Annotated in this window: 18 protein-coding genes; 2 read left to right on the top strand and 16 right to left on the bottom strand. The window is 52.6% G+C overall.

Translation table 11 applies throughout. The features are described 5' to 3' along the window. Positions 1-257: 257 nt before the first annotated feature. The 11 genes from AACS80_RS06725 to yfhM all read right to left on the bottom strand — a co-directional run bounded on the left by AACS80_RS06725 (position 258) and on the right by yfhM (position 16,933). On the bottom strand, positions 258-473 hold the full coding sequence (locus AACS80_RS06725) for a zinc ribbon domain-containing protein (protein WP_130207487.1): 216 nt from the start codon (positions 471-473) through the stop codon (positions 258-260). A 62-nt stretch (positions 474-535) separates the two neighbouring features. Further along, complete coding sequence (gene der / locus AACS80_RS06720; protein ID WP_032281443.1) at positions 536-2,008, bottom strand: ribosome biogenesis GTPase Der; 1,473 nt, start codon at positions 2,006-2,008, stop codon at positions 536-538. Positions 2,009-2,125: 117 nt separating this feature from the next. Next, positions 2,126-3,304: an outer membrane protein assembly factor BamB gene (gene bamB, locus AACS80_RS06715; RefSeq protein ID WP_130207489.1), complete on the bottom strand. Its 1,179-nt coding sequence runs from the start codon at positions 3,302-3,304 to the stop codon at positions 2,126-2,128. Positions 3,305-3,314: 10 nt separating this feature from the next. Beyond that, positions 3,315-3,935 carry an ancillary SecYEG translocon subunit YfgM gene (gene yfgM / locus AACS80_RS06710; protein WP_130207491.1) on the bottom strand — a complete coding sequence of 207 codons (621 nt, stop codon included), beginning with the start codon at positions 3,933-3,935 and terminating at the stop codon, positions 3,315-3,317. A 17-nt stretch (positions 3,936-3,952) separates the two neighbouring features. After that, positions 3,953-5,227, bottom strand: a complete 1,275-nt coding sequence (gene hisS, locus AACS80_RS06705) for a histidine--tRNA ligase (protein WP_130237914.1) — start codon at positions 5,225-5,227, stop codon at positions 3,953-3,955. Positions 5,228-5,337: 110 nt separating this feature from the next. Then, positions 5,338-6,456, bottom strand: a complete 1,119-nt coding sequence (gene ispG, locus AACS80_RS06700) for a flavodoxin-dependent (E)-4-hydroxy-3-methylbut-2-enyl-diphosphate synthase (protein WP_000551807.1) — start codon at positions 6,454-6,456, stop codon at positions 5,338-5,340. Between the two features lie 26 nt (positions 6,457-6,482). After that, positions 6,483-7,493, bottom strand: a complete 1,011-nt coding sequence (rodZ, locus tag AACS80_RS06695; protein WP_138183716.1) for a cytoskeleton protein RodZ — start codon at positions 7,491-7,493, stop codon at positions 6,483-6,485. 284 nt (positions 7,494-7,777) lie between these two features. After that, the gene (locus AACS80_RS06690; protein ID WP_130207500.1) at positions 7,778-8,932 is read right to left on the bottom strand and encodes a bifunctional tRNA (adenosine(37)-C2)-methyltransferase TrmG/ribosomal RNA large subunit methyltransferase RlmN; all 1,155 of its coding nucleotides are present in this window, start codon (positions 8,930-8,932) and stop codon (positions 7,778-7,780) included. Between the two features lie 149 nt (positions 8,933-9,081). Beyond that, positions 9,082-9,513: a nucleoside-diphosphate kinase gene (gene ndk / locus AACS80_RS06685; protein ID WP_000963835.1), complete on the bottom strand. Its 432-nt coding sequence runs from the start codon at positions 9,511-9,513 to the stop codon at positions 9,082-9,084. A gap of 148 nt (positions 9,514-9,661) precedes the next feature. Further along, the gene (gene pbpC, locus AACS80_RS06680; RefSeq protein ID WP_135410259.1) at positions 9,662-11,974 is read right to left on the bottom strand and encodes a peptidoglycan glycosyltransferase PbpC; all 2,313 of its coding nucleotides are present in this window, start codon (positions 11,972-11,974) and stop codon (positions 9,662-9,664) included. Next, on the bottom strand, positions 11,975-16,933 hold the full coding sequence (gene yfhM / locus AACS80_RS06675) for an alpha2-macroglobulin (protein ID WP_135410260.1): 4,959 nt from the start codon (positions 16,931-16,933) through the stop codon (positions 11,975-11,977). It lies immediately after the preceding gene. 206 nt (positions 16,934-17,139) lie between these two features. Between yfhM and sseA the strand changes: the two genes are divergently transcribed. Both sseA and timP read left to right on the top strand, forming a co-directional pair. Next, the gene (gene sseA / locus AACS80_RS06670; protein WP_135410261.1) at positions 17,140-17,985 is read left to right on the top strand and encodes a 3-mercaptopyruvate sulfurtransferase; all 846 of its coding nucleotides are present in this window, start codon (positions 17,140-17,142) and stop codon (positions 17,983-17,985) included. Between the two features lie 342 nt (positions 17,986-18,327). Then, on the top strand, positions 18,328-18,453 hold the full coding sequence (timP, locus tag AACS80_RS06665; RefSeq protein ID WP_276606571.1) for a small toxic inner membrane protein TimP: 126 nt from the start codon (positions 18,328-18,330) through the stop codon (positions 18,451-18,453). A gap of 31 nt (positions 18,454-18,484) precedes the next feature. Here timP and sseB read toward each other — a convergent pair whose 3' ends face one another. The 5 genes from sseB to hscA form a co-directional block, all read right to left on the bottom strand. After that, positions 18,485-19,261 (bottom strand): enhanced serine sensitivity protein SseB, encoded by a 777-nt coding sequence (gene sseB / locus AACS80_RS06660; protein WP_135410262.1) that lies wholly within the window; start codon positions 19,259-19,261, stop codon positions 18,485-18,487. 118 nt (positions 19,262-19,379) lie between these two features. Continuing rightward, a complete protein-coding gene (pepB, locus tag AACS80_RS06655; protein WP_135410263.1) occupies positions 19,380-20,663 on the bottom strand; it encodes an aminopeptidase PepB in 1,284 nt (427 codons plus the stop codon). Between the two features lie 58 nt (positions 20,664-20,721). Continuing rightward, positions 20,722-20,922: a Fe-S cluster assembly protein IscX gene (iscX, locus tag AACS80_RS06650; protein ID WP_000523616.1), complete on the bottom strand. Its 201-nt coding sequence runs from the start codon at positions 20,920-20,922 to the stop codon at positions 20,722-20,724. 11 nt (positions 20,923-20,933) lie between these two features. Further along, positions 20,934-21,269 carry an ISC system 2Fe-2S type ferredoxin gene (fdx, locus tag AACS80_RS06645; protein ID WP_001124471.1) on the bottom strand — a complete coding sequence of 112 codons (336 nt, stop codon included), beginning with the start codon at positions 21,267-21,269 and terminating at the stop codon, positions 20,934-20,936. 1 nt (position 21,270) lies between these two features. Then, the gene (gene hscA / locus AACS80_RS06640) at positions 21,271-23,121 is read right to left on the bottom strand and encodes a Fe-S protein assembly chaperone HscA (RefSeq protein ID WP_097315650.1); all 1,851 of its coding nucleotides are present in this window, start codon (positions 23,119-23,121) and stop codon (positions 21,271-21,273) included. Positions 23,122-23,124 lie beyond the last annotated feature (3 nt).

Here is a 23,124-nt window from a genome sequence, read left to right as displayed (position 1 = left end):
AGCACCGGAGATAAATATTAGTGTTATATAGCGGATCCATTGCAACATGTTTTTCCCTGTGGGAATTTAATTCTAAAATAATGTCTAACATTGTATTCCAGATAACGCAGCAACTGCACACCAGAAGTGCTAAACATAGTCTTAAAGTTATAACAATGAGACTTTGCTCATTTTTAATTAGCCATTTATCTAATAGAGACGAGATTATAATATTTATATTAGGAATATATAATTCGAAATCATATATTCCAGTGATATTAAGCAATGACAAATTCAATACGGGTTTTAGAAATTAAACCGTGACCATGCTGGCAGAAATAATCCACCGCACCACACGCTTTTAACACCTGTAACGGTTGGTGGCAGTCAGGGCAAAGTGCCTGGACGATGAAATCTTTGTCGCAAGTTACGCAGTGAGCCGTCTCGCCTTGACGTTCGAGAGGTTTTTGGCAGATTGGGCAGCTGAGTTCCATAAATAATCCTCACATTTTCATGAGTTTCCCTTTCCATATGGAAAGGGAAACCAGATAAGTAATTACTTACTTTTCTTGATATGCTTCATCAGGCGCTTACGCTTACGCATCTGGGTCGGCGTCAGGGTGTTACGCTTGTTCGCATATGGGTTTTCCCCTTCTTTGAACTGAATACGAATCGGCGTACCCATCACATCCAGAGACTTGCGGAAGTAGTTCATCAGATAACGCTTGTAGGAATCCGGCAGGTCTTTTACCTGGTTACCGTGAATCACCACAATCGGCGGGTTATAACCACCGGCGTGGGCATATTTCAGCTTCACGCGACGCCCGCGTACCAGTGGCGGCTGGTGATCTTCAACAGCCATGGTCATGATTCGTGTCAGCATAGACGTACCCACGCGACGGGTAGAGCTGTCATATGCTTCACGCACTGATTCAAACAGGTTACCAACACCACTGCCGTGCAATGCAGAGATAAAGTGCACGCGAGCAAAATCAATAAAGCCCAGACGGAAGTCCAGCGTCTCTTTCACCTGCTCTTTCACTTCCTGGCTCAGGCCATCCCACTTGTTCACCACAATCACAAGTGAGCGCCCACTATTGAGAATAAAGCCCAGCAGAGAGAGATCCTGATCGGAAATACCTTCGCGTGCATCAATGACCAGCATCACCACGTTGGCATCTTCAATTGCCTGCAACGTTTTGATTACTGAGAACTTCTCTACCGCATCGGTGATTTTGCCGCGTTTACGTACGCCTGCGGTGTCAATGAGTACATACTCACGTCCGTCACGTTCCATTGGAATGTAGATACTGTCACGCGTTGTGCCTGGCATGTCGTAAACCACAACGCGTTCTTCACCGAGAATACGGTTAGTGAGCGTAGACTTACCGACGTTCGGACGCCCCACAATCGCCAGTTTGATCGGCAGACTTTGCGGGTCGAAGTCGTCTTCCTCTTCTTCTTCGCCGTTCTCTTGCGCTTCAAATTGCGCCCAGTATTCTGCGTCTTCGTCCACTTCTTCTTGCGGCGCGAGATCTTCCATCCACGGCAGAAGAACGTGCTCCAGCAGGCTTAATACACCACGACCATGAGACGCGGCAATTGGGTAGATTTCGCCTAAACCGAGCGAATAGAAATCAACAACTGCCTGGTCTGGATCTAAACCATCAGTTTTGTTTGCCACCAGGAAGGTAGGTTTTTCTCGGGAGCGCAGGTGCTTGGCAATAGCTTCATCTGCTGGCATCAGGCCAGCACGCGCATCAACCATAAACAGTACAACGTCTGCTTCTTCAATCGCCAGTAGCGACTGTTCCGCCATGCGGGTTTCAACACCGTCTTCCGTACCGTCAATACCGCCGGTATCAATACAGATAAACTCGCGGCCTTCAATTTCTGCACGACCGTACTTACGGTCACGAGTCAGACCCGGGAAATCCGCAACCAGCGCATCTCGGGTGCGAGTTAGACGGTTAAATAACGTGGATTTTCCTACGTTAGGGCGCCCGACAAGCGCGACCACAGGTACCATGTTTAAAGCCTCATTTTTATAAATCATCAGACAACGATCGCTTTTTTTGCGTCGTTGTTAAAAACAGGAAAACGGCCCCTGTCCAGGAGCCGTTTTCAAAGTGAACGACAGAGACGATTAACGTGTAATGGAGTACACAGTCCCGTCTTTTGCCTGGATCAGCAGTTTGCCATCAGCGGCAACCGGTTCGGTCTGGAAACCGGAGCTATCAACTTTTTGCTGGGCAACGAAACGACCATCTTCGACGTTAATCCAGTGCAGATAGCCTTCACTGTCACCCACCACCAGGTTGCCATTATACAGCACCGGAGAAGTCAGCAGGCGATGCAACAGATCGCTTTGCGTCCACAGCGTAACGCCGCCATCAATAGTCAACGCCATCACCCGGTCATTTTGATCGACCAGATAGATGCGGTTGCCGTCGACGATGAAATCATTCACCGAACCCAGTTCGCGTTTCCACATAATCTGACCGCTGCGCAGATCAAGCGCCGTCAGGTTACCATTATAGGCCAGTGCAAAAACAACGCCGTTAATGATTACCGGAGTTGTGTCAACATCGCTCAGACGGTCGATTTCAGTAGAGCCGGTCGCCTGGGAGATGCGCTGTTGCCAAATCATCTGGCCCTGTTGCATCAGTACTGCGCTGACGCGGCCATTATCACCACCAACAACTGCTGCGCCAAACGCTGTGGCTGGCGCAGATTCGCCACGCAAAGAGAGCGAAGGCATATCGAGGTTAACTGTCCATTTAACAGCACCGTCTGCTTCGTTCAGCGCTTGCAACTGACCATTACTGGTGTGGATAAGTACCAGACCATCGCTAACCACCGGGCGAGAAAGTGCTTCACCTGCGACTTTAGTTTGCCATGCTACAGTACCATCGCTGGTATTCAGCGCGTAAACCTGCGCCTTTTCGCTGCCAATGTAAACGTGACCACCTGCTACGGTCACGCCGCCAGAAAGCAATGCCGGCTCTTTAGACAACCAGCCATCTTTCTCGGCCAGACTGACAGACCAGATTTCTTTGCCGTCATCCGCATTCATCGCTTTTACTAAACCAGCGCGGTCTGCTGCATAGACAACGTTGTCCGCCAGTGCCGGATGAAGATTAGAATAGAAGTTGCCAATGCCGCTACCAACAGAGGTGCTCCACGCCGTGGTCGGCGTAAACTGGTTTTCAACGGTCGGCAATGGGGACATCTTTACCACATCTTCTTCGCTGTTAAACAGCGAACAGCCGCTTAAAAGAGTAACGGAAAGCAGTCCTGGCAGCAGTAATTTACGCAATTGCATCGGGTCCCTCTCAGATGGACAAATTATTAATTTTCATCTGCATCATTTCGCTCAGTGCCGGGGTAGCATCGCTTTTCACGCCTGCTTCCCATGCACTACGCGCACCTTGCTTATCACCTTTGCTCAGCAATGCTTCACCACGCAGGTCGGCAACAATGGCAGCCCACCCTTCACCTTTAATGGTTTCAAGGGTTTTCAGCGCGGCATCAGCCTGCTTGAGCTGCACCTGAACTCGGGCAAGACGCAGATTTATCACGGCTTTGAGATTTTCATCGCTCGTGTCCGCCAACCCCTGTTGCAATTGGGCGGCAGCTTTCTCTAGTTCATTTTTGTCAACAAATTGCTGCGCAAGTTCCAAAGAAGCCAGCGCGCCATAAGTATTTTTATTTTCAGCAGCGAATTTTTCCGCCGCCGGAATGCTGTCTGGTTTGCCTTCGCTAACTGCGGTAACCGCATTTTGATAGGCAAGAGAAGTGGAGCGTGCGGAATCAACCTGATGGCTGTTCCAGTAGCGCCAGCCAATCAGTGCGCCAACGCCCAAAATCACCCCAACAGCCAGTGCTTTGCCATTTTCAGCAAAAAAGCGTTTAACCGCTTCAACCTGGTCGTTTTCGTTCTCGTAAATTTCCACGCTGTCCTTCTCCTTCCTTAACCCAGTAACGTGCGCAAATGCGCGGCTACGCTATCCTGCGCAACTGCCGTTTGCTCACCAGAGCGCAAATCCTTCACTACTGCCGTGCCGTTGGCCACTTCGGACTCACCCAGCACCACAGCAACGCGTGCGCCCCATTTATCAGCACGGGCAAACTGTTTCTTAAAGTTGCCGCCGCCGTGGTTGGTCATCAATTTCACACCCGGTAATTCATCACGTAGACGCTCAGCTAATGCCAGCGCCGCAGATTGTGTATCGGCGCCTGAAGCCACCAGGTATATATCGACAACGGGATCGGCTTTAAATTCCGGATTAACTGCCTGAACTAACAATACAAGACGTTCGAGGCCCATCGCAAACCCTACTGCCGGTGTTGCACGGCCACCTAGCTGTTCCACCAGACCGTCATAACGACCGCCTGCGCACACGGTTCCCTGGGAACCGAGACTGTTAGTCACCCATTCGAAAACGGTACGATTGTAGTAATCCAGACCACGCACCAAACGCTGGTTGACGGTGTAGGCAATACCTGCGCTCTCCAGCAGTTTGCACAGACCAGCAAAATGCTCGCGAGACTCCTCGTCAAGATAATCACCTAACGCCGGAGCGTCATTGAGTAACGCCTGCACTTCCGGATTTTTGGAATCCAGCACGCGCAGCGGGTTGGTGTACATGCGGCGTTTGCAGTCTTCGTCCAGCTTTTCTTTATGCTGTTCGAGGAATGCCACTAAAGCGTCGCGGTAGTTCGCTCGCGCTTCCAGTGAACCGATTGAGTTCAGTTCGAGGGTAACGTGTTCAGAGATACCCAGCGCACGCCACCAGCGAGCAGTAAGCATGATCAGTTCGGCGTCAATATCCGGACCTTGCAGACCGAAGACTTCACAACCTAGCTGATGGAATTGACGATAACGGCCTTTTTGCGGACGCTCATGGCGGAACATCGGCCCGATATACCACAGACGCTGTTCCTGATTGTACAGAAGACCATGCTCGATGCCGGCGCGTACACAGCCCGCCGTCCCTTCAGGGCGCAAAGTCAGGCTGTCGCCGTTGCGATCCTCAAAGGTATACATCTCTTTTTCAACCACGTCGGTGACTTCACCAATCGCACGTTTGAATAGCGGGGTCTGCTCTACAATCGGCAAGCGGATTTCACTGTAACCGTAGCTGCCGAGCACGTTTTTCAGTGTGCCTTCAATGCGCTGCCAAATGGCCGTTTCGCCAGGCAGGTAATCGTTCATGCCGCGAATGGCTTGAATGTTTTTTGCCACGTTTATTCTCTTTCTGAATATAAAAATGAACCCTCAACGCTTCCGTCAATGTTTCGGGAGCTATGCGGGTTCAATCATACACGGGAAGCGAGGCGCTTCCCATCACGTTATTATTTTTCAACCTGCTGAACGTCAATTCGACGCGCTTCGTCCAGCTGACTGGCTTTCGCACGAATGCGCGCTTCCAGCTGGTCGATCATGTCATTGTTGTCCAGACGGTCTTTGCGCACGCCATCTTCATAAAGGCCGCTTTTCTTATTGCCGCCCGTGACGCCGAGTGTAGAAACCAGTGCCTCGCCAGGGCCATTCACCACGCAACCAATGATCGAAACGTCCATCGGGGTAATGATATCTTCCAGACGCTGCTCAAGTGCGTTAACCGTACCAATGACGTCAAACTCCTGACGAGAACAGGTCGGGCAGGCAATGAAGTTGATCCCGCGCGAACGGATTCGCAGCGATTTAAGGATATCGAAACCGACTTTGATCTCTTCAACCGGATCGGCAGCCAGCGAAACGCGCAGCGTGTCACCAATACCTTCAGACAGCAGCAGACCTAAACCAATGGCGGATTTTACCGCCCCGCTGCGCGCGCCACCCGCTTCGGTGATCCCAAGATGCAGCGGCTGATCGATCTGTTTTGCCAGCAGACGATACGATTCTACTGCCAGGAAAACGTCTGACGCTTTGACACTGACTTTAAACTGATCGAAATTCAGACGATCAAGATGATCAACATGGCGCATGGCGGACTCAAGCAACGCCTGCGGCGTCGGTTCGCCATACTTTTCTTGCAGATCTTTTTCCAGCGATCCCGCGTTAACGCCAATACGGATCGGAATGTTTTTATCGCGCGCACAGTCAACCACCATGCGAATACGCTCTTCATTACCGATATTGCCTGGGTTAATGCGCAGGCAGTCGACGCCGTATTCCGCCACTTTCAGCGCAATGCGATAGTCAAAGTGGATGTCGGCCACCAGCGGTACGTTAACCTGCTGTTTGATGAGTTTGAACGCTTCTGCCGCGTCCATCGTCGGTACTGAAACACGGACGATATCGGCACCAACACGTTCCAGCGCCTTGATTTGATTGACCGTCGCTTCGACGTCCGTCGTGCGCGTATTAGTCATGGACTGTACGGCGATGGGAGCTCCATCGCCAATCGGCACATTCCCAACGTAAATACGTGTTGATTTTCTACGTTGAATTGGAGCCTGGTTATGCATGCAAAATCTCCCGCGTTACCCGTCTGTTACTGCGCCGGTGATTGTTCGGCATTTAGGGTCAGACGCGCAACCTGGTTAGTTCTGATAAAACGACTCAGATCGACAGGTTTCCCTTGATACTGGATCTGTACTGCGGCCGGCGCACCAATTTTCAGTTTATACGGTGCCTGGCCGGTTAAATTCAAATTACCGTCTTTACGCTGCATCCCGCTGAACAGTTTTTTACCGGTAGCATCAGTGACTTCCAGCCAGCAATCGGCAGTAAAGTTCATCACCAGTGCATTCGGGTTAGCCGCCGGCGTAGTCACGCCTGCCTGATCGGTTGGCAGTGGTGCTGTGTCATCTGACGTCGTTGCCGTTGGCGCGGTCGTAGCAGTGGTATCCACATTCGCCTGCGAAGGCGGAACAACTGCGTTCTGCTGTGGTTCAACGGCAGGTGCCGGCCTGGTCACGTCTGACGTTTGCGTGTTTGCAGCAGTAGTATCCGCAGGTGCTGACGTCGTGGTGGAGTCACTCTGACTAGCGTTTGAGGAGGTATCTAACGGTACGCTCTGTGCCTGGCCGCTATTACCGTTCAGTTCCGCTGTGGTCTGATCGGCCATAGTCGTGATCTCTTCCTGCTGGGCTTTGTGATCTTGCCACCACCAGGCACCGCTCAGTCCAATCACCACGAATAACACCAGCCAGGTGAAGGTCATCAGCCAGCCATCGCGTTTTTTACGTCGCTTGCCGAGAGAGAAACTCTGCATAGGCGCAACTTTTGCGGCCCGTAACGGAGCCTGTTTTTCCAGCCCCGGCAGCAGTTCTTCTTCCGGAATATGCACCAGTCGTGCATAAGACCGGATATACCCGCGCAGGAATGTTGATGCAAGGTCGGCTGGTGCCTTATCCTCTTCAATATCGCGTACCGTGGAAACCTTCAGACAAAGTCGTTCGGCAACGGCTTGCTGGCTAAGTCCAAGTTGTTCGCGGGCATTACGCAAGCGAGCGCCGGTAGTAAGTGCTTCATTTTGGTCGTGCGTGGCTTCAGTATTCATTCGCTGCAGGTACGTTTAAATGAGAATTGAGATGCCGGTGAGCCATCATGCTCACCCACACCGCGAGACATCCATTAAGTTAACCTTTATCATACAGTATAAGACTGTCTGTGTGCTCATGACAAAGCCCACATGAATCAAAGCTAACTCACTGTTGCATCGTTACATACTGCCTTAAAGTCAGCAAAAACGCACCGTTAATATTGATCAGACAATTGCAACTTAATGCTATATTCATAAAAGATTACGCCACGGTACAAAAAGTAACCGTGGCGCAAGAGACATCAAACCGTTTTCACGTCGATGGCTTCACCCTGCATCCGTTTGCGCAGGGTACGTTTAGTGCGGTCGATAACCTCGCCCGCTAATTGCCCGCAGGCAGCATCGATATCATCCCCACGCGTTTTACGCACGATGGTTGTGAATCCATAGCTCATCAACACTTTTGAGAAGCGATCGATACGACTGTTCGAACTGCGGCCATACGGCGCGCCCGGGAACGGGTTCCACGGAATCAGGTTGATCTTACACGGCGTATCTTTCAGCAGCTCCGCCAGTTGATGCGCGTGCTCTGTACCGTCGTTAACATGGTCAAGCATCACGTATTCAATGGTGACGCGGCCCTGATTGGCATTGGACTTTTCCAGATAGCGGCGTACCGCAGCGAGGAAAGTTTCGATATTGTACTTTTTGTTGATCGGTACAATTTCGTCACGAATTTCGTCGTTCGGCGCGTGCAGAGAGATTGCCAGCGCAACGTCAATCATATCGCCCAGTTTATCCAGTGCCGGAACAACACCCGATGTAGAGAGCGTCACGCGACGTTTAGACAAGCCAAAGCCAAAATCGTCGAGCATGATTTCCATCGCCGGAACGACATTGTTCAGGTTGAGCAGCGGTTCGCCCATGCCCATCATCACTACGTTAGTGATCGGGCGCTGACCGGTGACTTTTGCTGCGCCGACGATTTTCGCCGCACGCCACACCTGGCCGATAATTTCCGACACCCGCAGGTTACGGTTGAAACCTTGCTGGGCAGTGGAACAAAATTTACACTCCAGCGCACAGCCGACCTGCGAGGAGACGCAAAGTGTGGCGCGGTCGTCTTCCGGAATGTACACAGTTTCAACGCGCTGATCGCCCACGGCAATTGCCCATTTAATGGTGCCGTCAGATGAACGCTGTTCTTCAACCACTTCCGGTGCGCGGATCTCCGCCACCTCTTTCAGCTTGCCACGCAACACTTTGTTGATGTCGGTCATCTCATCAAAGTTGTCGCAGCAATAGTGATACATCCACTTCATCACCTGATCGGCGCGGAAGGGTTTTTCACCCAAATCTTTAAAAAACTCCCGCATCTGCTGACGGTTGAGATCCAGCAGGTTGATTTTTCCATCTTTCGTGGTGACGTTTTCAGGTGTGACTAATTGTTCAGACATATGCTATTCCGGCCTCGTTATTACACGTTATGGCCCCTGGAGGGTTGAAAAAAGAAACGCCCCGGTGAGCGACTGCTCGTCCGGGGGCGCTGCATTGTACAAATTCTGGCGCATGGATGCCACGTTTGCACGCGGCATTTACGAAAATATTAACGTGTGCGCGGACACACTTCGCCTTCACCGAAGAAGAAGGCGATTTCGCGAGCGGCAGATTCTACAGAATCAGAACCGTGGGTACCGTTTTCGGTCAGGCTGTCAGCATAATCAGCACGCAGAGTACCGGCCAGTGCGTTTGCCGGGTTGGTCGCGCCCAGCAGATCGCGGTGACGCTGAACGGCGTTTTCACCTTCCAGTACGGAAACCACGATCGGGCCAGAGGTCATGAACTCAACCAGACCATCAAAGAACGGTTTTCCATCGTGTTCAGCATAAAAGCCACGAGCCTGTTCAACGGTCAGGTGCAGCATTTTGGTGCCGACAATTTTGAATCCAGCAGCTTCAAAGCGCGCAAAGATATTACCAATAACGTTTTTTGCTACCGCGTTCGGTTTGATGATGGAAAAAGTACGTTCAATAGCCATTTTTACCTCTGTAAATTATTCTGTTGTTGTCTGTACCAGCGTACGAGATGGCGCGGATTATAATGAGCTACAGGGCCGTTGACTATTGATGAAGGTAACATTTTTTTAAAATAAACCGAGTTTAAGCAACAAAATCTGACAAAACAGACTACTGCATGGCAAATCTCACCGTCGCGACCTGTCCCATTTCATCCATCACCAGTAACTGATAATCACCTTTTTCACTCAAACGCAACGTAATGTTACGCCCACGTTCAGTTAACGGCGCACCATTAAGAAACCACCATCGTTCACCTGTGCCACCCGTGGTTTGCACAGGCAAAGAAGCATCAGCAGTGCCAGGTAAACGTTTAATAATCGCGCCATCGCGAACGCCTGTCAGCTGCAGCGGGAGCTGGGCATCGTGACCGTACGGCGGGCAACTTGTTGATGCCGATGGCAGGCGTGCGGCGCGGCGCTCCGATGCAGGCAGCCAGGGTTCCAGCGGTAGCGGCCAGACATTTATCATTTCTTGTCGCGCCTGAGGGCAATCAGCGGCAACACGTTTGCCGTTTTCATCCAGCCAGATGGGGAAACGAATGCCATTAATGCCTTCCTGCTCCGGTAGTAACAGAGTTGGCGGCTGGCTCCCGTCCAGCAGCCAGGTTGCCAGGCGGCGGCGACAGTTACCGTCACCTTCCGGCAAAGACTGTCCGCCCGGCCAGCAGATAACGCCACGGCTTACAGAGTCAGGACGCGGGTCTTCCGGCAGATTCGCACTGTGCGACAGTAAGATATTATTGACCTGATTCAACAGCGGTACGGCGCTGGCAAAACCAAACTGACCGACAACGGGCGTGCCGTCCGGCCTGCCGGTCCAGATACCGACCACATAGCGAGCGTTTATCCCTATTGCCCATGCATCGCGGTAGCCATAACTGGTTCCTGTTTTCCACGCCAGTGGTACGACGCGTGGCAAGGCGCTATCCGGAAGCGGCTGCGCTTCATCTGCCATAATACGGCGGATAATCCACGCGGCCCCCGGCGACATTAACGGTCGCTCAAGTAATGGGTCGCCCGGCTGTAAGCGCAACTTACCCGCCTTACCGTGGCGAGCAAACGCGGTATACGCTGCAGCCATATCTTCCAGTTTTGCACCAGCGCCGCCAAGAATGAGCGAAAGATTGGGCGCAGCACCGTTGGGCAGATACAACGGCAATCCAACATTGCGTAATTTTGCCGCAAACCGTTTCGGGCCATAGGCTTCCAGCACCTGCACAGCAGGTAAGTTCAGCGAGCGCACCAGCGCCTCGCTCATGCTGATCGGGCCATGAAAACCGCTGTCAAAGTTACCAGGTCGATAATCACCGGTGCGTCGGGGGACGTCTTGCAACAGCGATGCCGGGTGGATCAAACCTTCATCCAGCGCCAGACCATAAACAAATGGTTTGAGCACCGATCCTGGCGATCGGATCGCATTAACCATATCAACATGACCAAAGCGTGAATCATCGTTGAGATCGACCGATCCTACCCAGCCGCGAACACGCATATCGGTATGATCAACCACGATCATCGCCAGTGAGCTGCGCGCCGGCAATCGTCCTTTCCAGTTTTGCGCCAATTCTTCCAGACGTCGTTGAAGACCTGCATCCAGCGTAGTAACGATTTTGTCGCTTTTACTTTTACCGAGCATCATGCGCGAAAACAGCGGTGCCAATTGCGGCATTTGCCTGGGGGCCAGCCAGATGGGCTCTTCACTAGATTCTTTTACCTGCTCACGGGACCACACACCTTGCGCAGCCATCCGTTTGAGCACTTTATTACGTGCGGCCTCGGCACGTTCCGGCCAGCGATCCGGGCGCAGTCGGCTGGGCGCTTGCGGTAACACCGCCAACATTGCTGCCTCGGAATAGCTCAAATTAGCAGGCGATTTCCCGAGATAAGCCCAGCTTGCCGCACCGATCCCCTGTAACGTACCGCCAAACGGGGCGCGGTTAAGATACAAGGTCAGAATTTCACGTTTAGACAGGCGCCATTCCAGTTGAAATGCGCGCCAGAGTTGGCGAATTTTACCGCCAAAGGTTTTCGAATGTGGATCAAGCAGGCGAGCTACCTGCATGGTGAGCGTACTGCCGCCGGAGATAACCCGACCAGAAGTAAGATCCTGCCAGGCAGCACGAGCCACCGAGAATGGGTTCACGCCTGGATGCTTCCAGAACCAGCGATCTTCGTAATTGATCAGTGCTTCGAGATAACGCGGAGAAACATCTTCGATGGTTACCGGATAACGCCAGATGCCATCAGCATCGGCAAAGCGCCAGAGCGGCGTCCCATCCTGCGCCACGACGACGCGTGCGGGGTTAACTTCATGTAGCGGCAGAGGCCAGAGTTTATCTGCCCCCCACGCTGCCAGAATGATAATAAAGGGCGTGACTGCCAGCGTTATCCAGCAGCCACGTTTGGTTAACAGACGAGGCATTTACGGTCTGATAATCAGCAAATCTTCAGTAGCGCCAGTCGCCCGCCATTGGGGAACATACATTGATTCCACCATCGGTTGCGGAACCTGATACGTTCCCGGCGTTACCGCCAGCGCCAGATACACCAGCGTTACCGGCTGATATTCATCTACAGCAACCGCCGCTACAAAGCGATCGTCCCGAAACTCAATATGCTTAATGTTCGCTTGTTGCATTTGATTGAGTAGGTTTTGCACTTCGCTGCCACTTTGCTCCAGGCTGGCGCTGCCGTTAGCCAGGTTCTGGTTTTCCAGTTCCAGGCCCGCTGGCAGTAAATCAACGACCAAAGCATCCGGCACGCTGTCACTGGCTTTTACCTGCAACCAGACCAGCACCAGATCGCCGCTACGCAACGAGTCCAGAGACTTACTCTTACCGTCAGTACCAAGAATATGACGCTCAATTTGCAGCACATTGCTCGCAGGTTGTGGTGCGGATTGCGGATAACCGCTGGCATCCACACGCAGCCATAACGGCTGGTCGCCACGGTTGGTCACCTGCAACGCTGCCAGTTGATCGCTATCCAGATTGCTGTTTTGCGCTTTCTCGCCTGTCAACGGCTCGGCAGACAAAGACGTCTGCGCCTGCCATTTACCCGGTAAATCCTGAAGAGTACGGGCGGCCAGGAACAGCGCGTTACTTTCCTGGGTCGAGAGCCAACGTTCGCCAAATGCCTGCTGTGAAAGGGTGTTAATCAATGCCTGCTGTGCATCAGGCAGTAGCTTGTTCTCTTCAAGTAAAGAGAGCATCAGCGCGTTATCGCGCAGTGGGCTACCGTAATCGCCCAGCCATTTCCGTGCATCGTTACGCGACGTTTTCAGCGCCAGCGCAATCGCTTCTTCACCACGCGTCGCATCACCCATGGTTTTCAGCGCAACGCCAAGTTGCAGCAGCGGTAAACCAGAAGCCGCATCTGCACGACGCTCCCAGATTTCGCGTAGCGCACCCAGCGGCGCTTTTTGTTGCCGTGCCAGGACCAGTGCAGCGTAAGACTGAACGGCAAACTTACTGGCTTTAAGATTATCAGCGTACGGAATCGACATCATGCCCGGATCTTGTAAATAGCGCAGCAGACGCTCGTTTCCACGATTAATGGCTTCTGTCGGCACGCTGTAACCCTGTTCACCAGCACGGGTCAGGAAATCCATCACGTAGGCGGTCAGCCAGTACTCTTCGTCACCGTTTTTATCCCACAGGGCAAAGCCGCCGTTATCACGTTGCATTTGCAGCAAACGCGAAATGCCAATATCGACTGCCGCACGGCGTTTATCATCGCTGTCACCTTTTATACCCAACGCCTGCAGTTGGGCTGCATTGGTATAAAGTGACGGAAACAGGCCGCTGGTGGTTTGCTCCAGGCAGCCGTAGGGATATGCTTTTAACTCTTTGATATAACGTGCGATGTTCAGCGGTGGCTTGCCGCTCAACAACAGCTGCCCTTCCAGCGTAACAGGCGAGAAGTTTTGCAACCCATCAGCCGGGAGCGCCCAGGTTTCACCAGGCTGTAATGCCGTACCGTAATTGACCGTTTGTGCCGGGAATGCCGGACGGACGCCGATTTTCCACTGCTTATGCTGATCGGCAACGGTTTCACCTGGTAACGCTAACCCGCTAATGGTGGCCTGAATTTCACCATCGCCAAACCCCGTCAGAGCACGCACCGGGATAAACAGCGTGGTTCGCACACCTGGCGCTAATTCAACAGGTGCGGGGGAATTACTCACCAGTTCAAGCAAGCCACTGGCGGTCAGAGCAACGTTAAGTTTTTGCGGTTTATCGGTAAGATTAGTGATGTCCAGCGTCAGACGTGAGGTGTCGCCGCTAGCCATAAAGCGCGGCATGTTCAGTTCCGCTATCACGGGTGCCGCAACAACCACTTTGCTTTCGTTGCTGCCGAAGTCATCGGCCGTCCATGCTTGCGCCATGACGCGCAATTCACCGTTAAAATCGCCAATCGGCAATGTAACCGTGCCTTCGCCCTGTTCGTTGAGCGTTACCGGCAGCGCCTGTTGCGCGACAATATTGACGTGATTTACTGGCGGTTTGCCACCGCGTTTCAGTTCATCACCATCGCCACCAAAGCGCAGTGCAGCCAGACGCCCCTGACCTTCAATAACCTGACCGTAAATATCGTAAATGTCTGCGCCATAGCGTTTCTGACCAAAGAACGCCTGCCACGGATCTGGCGTGACGTAGTCAGTAATATTCAGCACACCACTATCAACGGCAGACACCAGCACATTCACCTGTTTTGGCTTCTCGCCATTTTTAGTGCTGGCTTTAATTTTCACGGTTAATGGTTGATTGGGACGCATTTTTGATGGTGTTTCCAGCGCCAGATCGAGGCGACGGTTTTCATCACCAAGCGGCAAATGCAACACACCAACCGCGCGTTTTGGCGTCGCGGAGCGAGATTTATCGCCAGGACGCACCACCAGAGTACTCAAATAAAGATCATGACGATTCCAGGTTTTATCGACCGGAATCGTCAGATCCAGCCCTTGAGCCGGAACATCAATCTCTTGCCACCACAGCGGCCCTTCACTGGACTCGACCATCGCATAACCTTTACCCGCCGTTGGCGCGGCAATATGCAACTTAATGGTGTCGCCCGGGCGATAACTGGCCTTATCCAGTTTCAGCGTGACACGGTCCGGACGCACTGCGCCGCTACCGTCGCTATTATCCTGCCAGCTATATCCGGCCCAAAAACGCACGCTACTGACCGCTTCATTCGGCGCTTTGACTTCCAGACGATAAGCGCCCCACTCTACCGGAAAACTTACCTTACCGGTTTCATCCGCTTTCAGATCCAGCGTTTGCTCATTTTCGATCAGATCTTTTTGATCGAACTGTGACTTCCAGCCTTCATCTTCCGACCAGTTCCAGTAGTAATCGCGACGTTCGCGAATCAGTCGCACCTGCAAGCCCGACACTGCTTTTTTCACGCCCTGCGCATCGCTATAAACGATATCAAAAACAGCGTTACTGTCTTCATCAACAATGGGCTGTTTTACCATGCTGTCAGTACGATAATCGTAAACTGATTTTGAAGAGAACTGCGGACGGATCCCTGGCAGCACATCGGCAGGCCAGATAGCCTGTTCAGCGCGGCGCGTCACCGGGCGACCGCCCGATTCCAGCAAACTCCCCTGGAAAATAACCTGTAATGGGGAATGTACTTCCTTCCACTGGCTTTCAGTGGAAACTTCGCCGCGTCCTTTATCATCCAACGTCAGCTGGACTTCATCCAGCGTGCGGGAAAGGTTTTCGGCAGCAATATCGCCAAATTCGAAACCAGGCAATGCAGAAACCGCTTCACGCAGCGGCCGCAAGAAAAGCTGTCCCTGCAAGGTATTGCCATTAGCAGGTGCACCATACAGGTAGTACCCCACCACGGAGAACTTCACTTCATCTTTTGGCGTTAATGGCGTTTTCTCGCCGGTCAGATTCAACGCCATGCGCTCCGGCATAAAATCTTCGACGTGGAAATCCCACATCCGATACTGGTTATCCCCAGTGTTGGCTCGGATATGCCACATTCCAGTTGCCGCAGTGCTATCCAGCGGCCAGGTAAAGTGGTAGAGGCCATTTTCCGGCTGGCTAACAACACTACGCAGTACCTGCCCGTCAGGTTTAATCACGTCCAGTTTGATGGGTTGATCCGGCAGAGCTTTACCGTCTGCATCACGCAGTAAGCCGTTGAGGATTACCGTTTCGCCAGGGCGATAAAGATCGCGCGGACCAAACATAAAGAACTGTTTGCTGTAGCCTGGCGCGCCAGCAATGTTAAATTCCGCTAAGTCCAGTGCCGGAAGTTTTAAATCGAGCAGCGTTGTCTGACCGTCTTTACGCGCCAGCAGTAGCGCCGCGTTTTTATCATTTTCCAGCTGTACATGGCCCTGTGAATCACTGGTCGCCTGAGTCAGGGTCTGCCCTTTTTCATTTAATAGCGAGACTTCAATTCCTTGCTGGGCCGCGCCGTTTTCCAGGCTTTGAGTAAAAATATCGAGACGATTGTGATAACGGTGGGCCGATACGCCGATATCACTTAACGTAAATAGCGTGGCTGGATTACTGTAATCGTAATGTCCGGCCTGATTCATTACAGCCAGATACACGCCCGCCTGCTGAAGCGGCTTGATATCGCCCAGCGGCAGCAATAATTTTTCGCGGGTGTTACGCGCAGAATTGAGATCAAACCGCCCGGTATAGACCAGGTCCGCCATCTCCAACAGTTTGTCCGATTGCCAGTTCGCCAGTGAGTTACGATATTCCCACTGGCTAATGAAAGCTGGCAGCGATTCCGGCTTAACACGGAAGAAGTTAACATCGACATTGTTAACGTTGAGCGCCATTACCGGCAGTCCTTCCACGACTTTTCCGGGTAACAGCGAACCACGGCTGGCAAAGCCGACGCTGGGTTGGATATCGCGGGTGGTGATGGTTTTTTCGTAATCTTTACTGAAGGTGGCGTTATTGAGTGCCTTAACTTCCTTGCCAATAGTGACGATCAAATCACGTTTCGGTTCGAGGTGGCGTAAACGCAGTTCTTTGAGATTATCTGACAACTCCCAGGCGCCATCCACTTTTCCGCTCTTTTTATCGACGACATGAATAACACGCGAGAAGTCCTGATCCGGGTCGAGGGGGACAGAGAAAGTCAGTACCAGCGTGGCTGCGCCATCGAGCTGTACCTCAGAGAGATCCAGTAATGTCAGTGACTTACCCGCACTCTGTTGTGCCAGTTTTTGTCGCGCCGGCGAGGAGAGTTTCGCAGAAGTCGCATTTGTCGAAGATGACTCTTTAGCAACTTCAGAAGACGTATCTTTTTTCACTGCAGTTGGCGCGTTATCGTTGTTGTCGCACCCTGCCAGCGCCAGCATCAACATACAGGCGGCTAAGCGTAACTTTTTCATCTCTCATCCCTGCCACAATGGCCCGTTAGCAACGTCGAATGATTATTATGCGTGAGAAATGATGTTATGTAATTCACTATCACATCTACAAAATCCGAATTTTAGTGAGAAGTGTGGCTCAGGCAGCCAAATCAGCCTCTTTTGCTTGTCGCTTTTCGGCAAACATCCGACAATTTAACTTAACCCCGGCAAAAATGGAGATGCCTATGTCCACGACATGGTTTGTAGGAGCCGACTGGCTCGCCGAACATATTGATGACCCGGAAATTCAGATTATTGATGCTCGTATGGCGCCGCCCGGGCAGGAAGATCGTAACGTTGCCCAGGAGTATCTGAACGGTCATATCCCCGGTGCAGTATTTTTCGATATCGAAGCTCTTTCTGATCATACATCCCCCCTTCCGCACATGCTGCCTCGCCCGGAAACGTTCGCCGTCGCGATGCGTGAACTGGGCGTTAATCAGGACAAGCATCTGATTGTCTATGATGAAGGAAACCTATTTTCTGCGCCGCGCGCGTGGTGGATGCTGCGCACTTTTGGTGTGGAGAAAGTGTCAATCCTTGGCGGTGGCTTAGCGGGCTGGCAACGTGATGATCTGCTGTTAGAAGAAGGCGCCGTGGAACTGCCGGAAGGTGAGTTTAACGTCGCGTTTACCCCGGAAGCCGTGGTGAAAGTGACCGATGTGTTATTGGCAAGTCATGAAAAAACGGCACAAATTATCGATGCCCGCCCGGCTGCGCGTTTTAACGCGGAAGTTGATGAACCTCGCGCAGGTTTACGTCGCGGACATATTCCCGGCGCGCTGAATGTCCCATGGACAGAACTGGTGCGCGAAGGCGAACTGAAAACGACCGATGAACTGGATGCGATATTTTTTGGTCGCGGCATCAGCTATGACAAACCGATTATCGTCAGCTGCGGCTCTGGTGTAACGGCAGCCGTGGTTTTGTTGGCACTCGCAACACTGGATGTGCCAAATGTGAAACTATACGACGGGGCGTGGAGTGAATGGGGCGCACGGGCCGATTTACCGGTTGAGCCAATGAAATAAGCTTTTTACAGGCGATAAAAAACCGCCGAATTTGGCGGTTTTTTATTGCTGGTCTGGTTCGCGGCCTTTCCAGCAGGTTGACTTGTGTTGCCGGAGCAACGCAGGCACCCCACAGTGTTGAAATACTCTCTTTTATGCCTGGCTATGTCAAGATAATAAACAGAGTAATTATTCAAACATGAGAGTATTATTCTTAACGGCCCTTTTCGCCGTCTCGCAAACGGGCGCTGGCTTTAGGAAAGGATGTTCCATAACCGTAAATACAGGCACCCCACAGTGCTTGCTATCGCGGCAATATCGCCAGTGGTGCTGCCGTGATGCGGTCTTCGCATGGACCGCACAATGAAGATACGGTGCTTTTGTATCGAACTTATTGTTTCTGGTGCGCTGTTTTCCGAAGTAAATAATAACCGGAGTCTCTTCGGTAACAATTTACTGGTGGTTAACAACCTTCAGAACAGCAGGTAAGCCCGAATGCCGCCCTTTGGGGCGGCATATTTTAGATTATCCGATTCTGTTTAAAGTCACGCAAAAAACCACCCCAGCGACGTTCATAGAATGGCGCAATATGTTCGGTAATAAAGTGGCTAATTCCTTTTTCCCCTTTTTTTACCTGACAAATATCTATTGGTTCATCGCCAGGTAATGTATCGGTCGCTACACTTCCCGCTGCCTGAATAATTTCTTCGATATCACCATCGGCTTCAATGCCAATAAGTAAATTAGGCTGTGCCTCTTCGTTCTCTTTAATTGAACAAATAAAAGCACGCTTCACTGGCTTAATGGTTTTAAATAAGGTGGTGAGTGAATCAATCATTTGTGCTGGCGGCTCTGCGACTTCCGATAATATCAGCGATTCACCTCCTTCCAGTACTTCCTGACTGCTCAGCGGATTCCCTTCTTCACCAATCAACAAACTGATTTCACGCGGCATAAATTCTTTACCGGTTGGCAGTTTGGCGTTAAGGAAGAGCGTTTCGCCAAGGGTCATCTCAAACAATGTGCGAACGGGCATTACGACAAATGCCTGTTCGTCTTCAACCGCCTGTTGAAGTGCTTCTAACGAGGTGAAAAAAGGAATGACGCTGGTGCCGTCATCTTTTTCCCAGTGCTGTAAATCGAGCGCGCTATCTTCAACTACAGCCTCGCCCTGTGCCGCCGTACCGGGCACCCAGACGGTGGATTCCAGTAGAGTACGGAAAAAGGCCGGGCGGTGCGCCGGTTCGGTTGCTGCTTTTTCCAGCAGGTCTTCAAGTTCGTTTTTTGTTTCGGACATAAGAACCACAATTCATTCAATGTTCGGAGCGAAAATGCCTGATGCGCTACGCTTACCAGGCCTACAAGGGAGTCGCAATCTATTGAATTTTCGCAATTTTGTAGGCCAAATAAGACGTTTACGCCGTTAACAGATTGGCAATCGTGCGCACACCCAGCCCGGTCGCCCCCGCAGACCACTGTTCAACCGGCGCTTTACGGTAAGTCGCCGAACAGTCAATATGCAGCCAGCCTTGCTGATAGTTCTCAACAAAGTGCGACAGGAAGCCCGCCGCCGTACTTGCACCTGCCGGATAAGCAGCACTGCCCGTGTTGTTCAGTTCGGCAAAGTTAGACGGCAGCTGGCTGCGGTGGAACTCCGCCAACGGCAGACGCCAGAACGGTTCGTTCTCCTGCGCAGCACTCGCCAGCAAGCGACCAGCAAGCGCATCGTCAAAACTGAACAGCGCGTGATAATCATTACCCAGCGCGGTTTTCGCCGCCCCGGTGAGGGTCGCCGCATCAATGATCAGTTCCGGTTTCTGCGCACTGGCATCAATCAGGCCATCGGCCAGCACCAGACGCCCTTCGGCATCAGTGTTCATCACTTCGACTTTTTTACCGTTGCGATAGGTGATGATATCGCCCAGTTTGAACGCGTTGCCGCTGATCAGGTTATCCGCACAGCAGAGGAACAACTTCACGCGCTTGTTCAGTCCGCGCGTAATGGCAAACGCCAGCGCCCCGGTAACCGTTGCCGCACCGCCCATATCAGACTTCATTGAGTCCATAAACGCGGTCTGTTTGATGCTGTAGCCGCCGGAATCAAAGGTGATGCCTTTACCTACCAGGCACGCGTACACCGGCGCTTCTTTATCGCCAGTTGGGTTGTAATCCAGCGCCAGCAATACCGGAGAACGTTCTGAACCGCGTCCGACGGTGTGCAGCCCCATATAACCTTGCTCACGCAAATCTTCGCCTTTGGTGATCCGGTAAGTCACACGATCGCCTGCGACGTTGCTGATCAGATAAACAGCACGCTGTGCCAGTTGCGATGGCCCCAGTTCTTCTGCCGGTGCGTTGATGGTGTCACGCACCCAGTCGATGATCATCAGGCGGTTATCCAGTTCCTGACGCTGGGCATCGTCCAGATCCGGCCACTCCACTTTACGCGTCCCTTTCGGGGCTTTGTAACCTTGCCAGAATGCCCAGCAGCGATCCGCATCCCAACCTTCACCGCTTAACTGAACATGCTTGATGCCCAGACCGTCAATCTTGCGCGCCGCACGCTGGATCAGCCCCAGATCGTCAGCTCCATTCAAATGCAGGGTAATGCCATCATTATTAATGCTGTAAGTCGCTTTTTCTCCCCAGCGCGCGTCGGCAGGTTGGGGAGAGAGGGTAATCTTCATCGCTTCTGTCATTTTAGTTATCCTTATTCGTTTAACAGCAAAACGGGCTACCCCCAGGCAGCCCGTTTATTCATTCGGCTTCGTCCAGCCAGACCAACAAAATCGCTTCGAGGATTTTCTCGTTGGATGCCTGCGGATCATCGTCGAAATCTTCCAGATCGCAAATCCACTGATGCATATCGGTGAATCGAACCGTTTTCGGATCAAGATCGGGATACGCATCGTACAGTGCTTCGCCAATTTCGCGACTATCGGTCCACTTAAGTCCCATACTAACCTCTGTTAATGCTCACGCGCATGGTTGATAGTGTAACGCGGAATTTCGACCACTAAATCTTCGTCGGTAACGCGCGCCTGGCAGCTTAAACGGCTTTCCGGCTCCAGCCCCCAGGCTTTGTCCAGCATGTCGTCTTCCTGCTCTGAGCTTTCCGGCAGCGAGTCAAAACCTTCACGAACGATGCAGTGGCAGGTGGTGCAAGCACAGGATTTTTCACAGGCGTGTTCAATCTCGATACCGTTACGCAGCGCAACGTCGAGAATGGTTTCACCGCTATTCGCTTCCAGAACAGCGCCATCAGGGCAGAGATCCTGATGAGGCAAAATAACAATCTTTGGCATATTAAACCTCGTCCACGGAATGGCCTTTCAGCGCACGACGAACCGACTGGTCCATGCGGCGAGCGGCGAAATCCTGGGTTTGTTTGTCTACGTTTTTAATCGCTTGTTCGATGGCGTCAACGTCATCGCCCTGCGCCACTTCACTCAGGTGAGCGGCGGCAGCATCAATGACCTGACGCTCTGCGGCGCTTAACAGCGCGGCATCAGCAGCCAGCGCGCCGTGCAGACTTTCCAGCACGCGCGCCGCTTCTACTTTTTGTTCAGCCAGCATACGGGCTTTTACGTCCTGCTCGGCATAGCTCATTGAGTCTTTGATCATCGAAGCGATTTCGCTATCGGTCAGACCATAAGAAGGTTTGACCTGAATAGACGCCTCAACGCCGGTGGATTTCTCCATCGCCGTCACGCTCAAAAGACCGTCGGCATCGACCTGGAACGTTACGCGAATATGCGCGCCGCCAGCCGGTAACGCCGGAATACCACGCAGCGCAAAACGCGCCAGCGAGCGGCAGTCCTGCACCAGTTCACGCTCACCCTGCATTACATGGATAGACATTGCCGTCTGACCATCTTTAAAGGTGGTGAAATCCTGGGCGCGGGCCACCGGAATCGTGGTATTACGCGGGATCACTTTCTCCACCAGGCCGCCCATCGTTTCGAGGCCCAGCGACAGTGGGATCACATCAAGCAACAGCATTTCGCTGTCTGGCTTGTTACCCACCAGAATATCCGCCTGAATCGCCGCGCCAATAGCGACGACTTTATCCGGGTCGATGGAAGTCAGCGGTGGACGACCGAAAAATTCGCCTACCCGTTCACGCACCAGCGGCACGCGAGTAGAACCGCCCACCATCACCACTTCCAGCACTTCATCAGCTTCTACACCCGCGTCTTTCAGCGCGCGACGACAAGCCAGTAAGGTTCGTTTTACCAGTGGCGCGATCAGTTCATTGAATTGTTCACGGCTGATTTCGCCCTGCCAGCCCGCAACATTCACGGTCACAGAGTCCGCATCGCTCAGCGCGATTTTGGCTGCAATGGCGGCATCCAGCAGTTCACGCTGAACGCGATTATCACTACGGTCAGGAATGCCCGCCTGCTCGCGAATGTAATCCGCCAGCAGATGGTCGAAATCATCGCCGCCGAGCGCGGAATCACCGCCGGTCGCCAGCACTTCGAACACGCCGCGACTTAAGCGCAGAATGGAAATATCAAACGTCCCACCACCGAGGTCATAAACAGCGATCACGCCTTCCTGACCGGAATCCAGCCCGTAAGCGATAGCCGCGGCGGTCGGTTCGTTAAGTAAACGCAAGACGTGAAGGCCCGCCAGACGCGCGGCATCTTTGGTGCCCTGACGCTGGGCATCGTCAAAGTACGCCGGAACGGTGATAACTACACCATCCAGCTCGCCCGCCAGGGCTTCAGTTGCCCGCGCGGCCAGTGCTTTGAGGATGTCCGCAGAAACGCGCACCGGGTTCAGCAGTCCCGCCGCCGTTTCAATCATCGGCAGGCCGTTTTCACTGGCCTGGAATTGATAAGGCAGATGCGGATAGCGTTGCTGGATATCAGCCAGCGAGCGCCCCATCAGGCGTTTAACAGAACTAATGGTGTTGGCGGTGTCGAGCGCTGCGTTAGTACGCGCGTCATAACCCACCGAATGCCCTTGCTGTTGATAGTGAACAACAGACGGCAGCAGGTGACGGCCTTCATGGTCGGCTAACGTTTCGGCCTGACCGCTGCGCACTGTTGCCACCAGCGAGTTGGTTGTGCCCAGGTCAATACCGGCCGCCAGACGACGCTGATGCGGCGCAGCACTCAAACCAGGTTCACTAATTTGTAATAAGGCCATGTT

The organism is Escherichia sp. E4385 (genome assembly GCF_963883145.1).
In the GTDB taxonomy this organism is placed as follows: Bacteria; Pseudomonadota; Gammaproteobacteria; order Enterobacterales; family Enterobacteriaceae; genus Escherichia.
The sequence above is the reverse complement of the archived record's forward strand: the minus strand, read 5'-3'. Positions and strand labels throughout refer to the sequence as shown.

What these genes read in the sequence shown, in the direction of transcription:
- sseA (WP_135410261.1), top strand. Translation starts at nt 17,140, where the DNA reads ATGTCCACGACATGGTTTGTAGGAGCCGACTGGCTCGCCGAACATATT.
- pbpC (WP_135410259.1), bottom strand. Translation starts at nt 11,974, where the DNA reads ATGCCTCGTCTGTTAACCAAACGTGGCTGCTGGATAACGCTGGCAGTC.
- pepB (WP_135410263.1), bottom strand. Translation starts at nt 20,663, where the DNA reads ATGACAGAAGCGATGAAGATTACCCTCTCTCCCCAACCTGCCGACGCG.
- rodZ (WP_138183716.1), bottom strand. Translation starts at nt 7,493, where the DNA reads ATGAATACTGAAGCCACGCACGACCAAAATGAAGCACTTACTACCGGC.
- ispG (WP_000551807.1), bottom strand. Translation starts at nt 6,456, where the DNA reads ATGCATAACCAGGCTCCAATTCAACGTAGAAAATCAACACGTATTTAC.
- yfhM (WP_135410260.1), bottom strand. Translation starts at nt 16,933, where the DNA reads ATGAAAAAGTTACGCTTAGCCGCCTGTATGTTGATGCTGGCGCTGGCA.
- fdx (WP_001124471.1), bottom strand. Translation starts at nt 21,269, where the DNA reads ATGCCAAAGATTGTTATTTTGCCTCATCAGGATCTCTGCCCTGATGGC.
- AACS80_RS06690 (WP_130207500.1), bottom strand. Translation starts at nt 8,932, where the DNA reads ATGTCTGAACAATTAGTCACACCTGAAAACGTCACCACGAAAGATGGA.
- iscX (WP_000523616.1), bottom strand. Translation starts at nt 20,922, where the DNA reads ATGGGACTTAAGTGGACCGATAGTCGCGAAATTGGCGAAGCACTGTAC.
- bamB (WP_130207489.1), bottom strand. Translation starts at nt 3,304, where the DNA reads ATGCAATTGCGTAAATTACTGCTGCCAGGACTGCTTTCCGTTACTCTT.
- ndk (WP_000963835.1), bottom strand. Translation starts at nt 9,513, where the DNA reads ATGGCTATTGAACGTACTTTTTCCATCATCAAACCGAACGCGGTAGCA.
- hscA (WP_097315650.1), bottom strand. Translation starts at nt 23,121, where the DNA reads ATGGCCTTATTACAAATTAGTGAACCTGGTTTGAGTGCTGCGCCGCAT.
- der (WP_032281443.1), bottom strand. Translation starts at nt 2,008, where the DNA reads ATGGTACCTGTGGTCGCGCTTGTCGGGCGCCCTAACGTAGGAAAATCC.
- sseB (WP_135410262.1), bottom strand. Translation starts at nt 19,261, where the DNA reads ATGTCCGAAACAAAAAACGAACTTGAAGACCTGCTGGAAAAAGCAGCA.
- AACS80_RS06725 (WP_130207487.1), bottom strand. Translation starts at nt 473, where the DNA reads ATGGAACTCAGCTGCCCAATCTGCCAAAAACCTCTCGAACGTCAAGGC.
- timP (WP_276606571.1), top strand. Translation starts at nt 18,328, where the DNA reads ATGAAGATACGGTGCTTTTGTATCGAACTTATTGTTTCTGGTGCGCTG.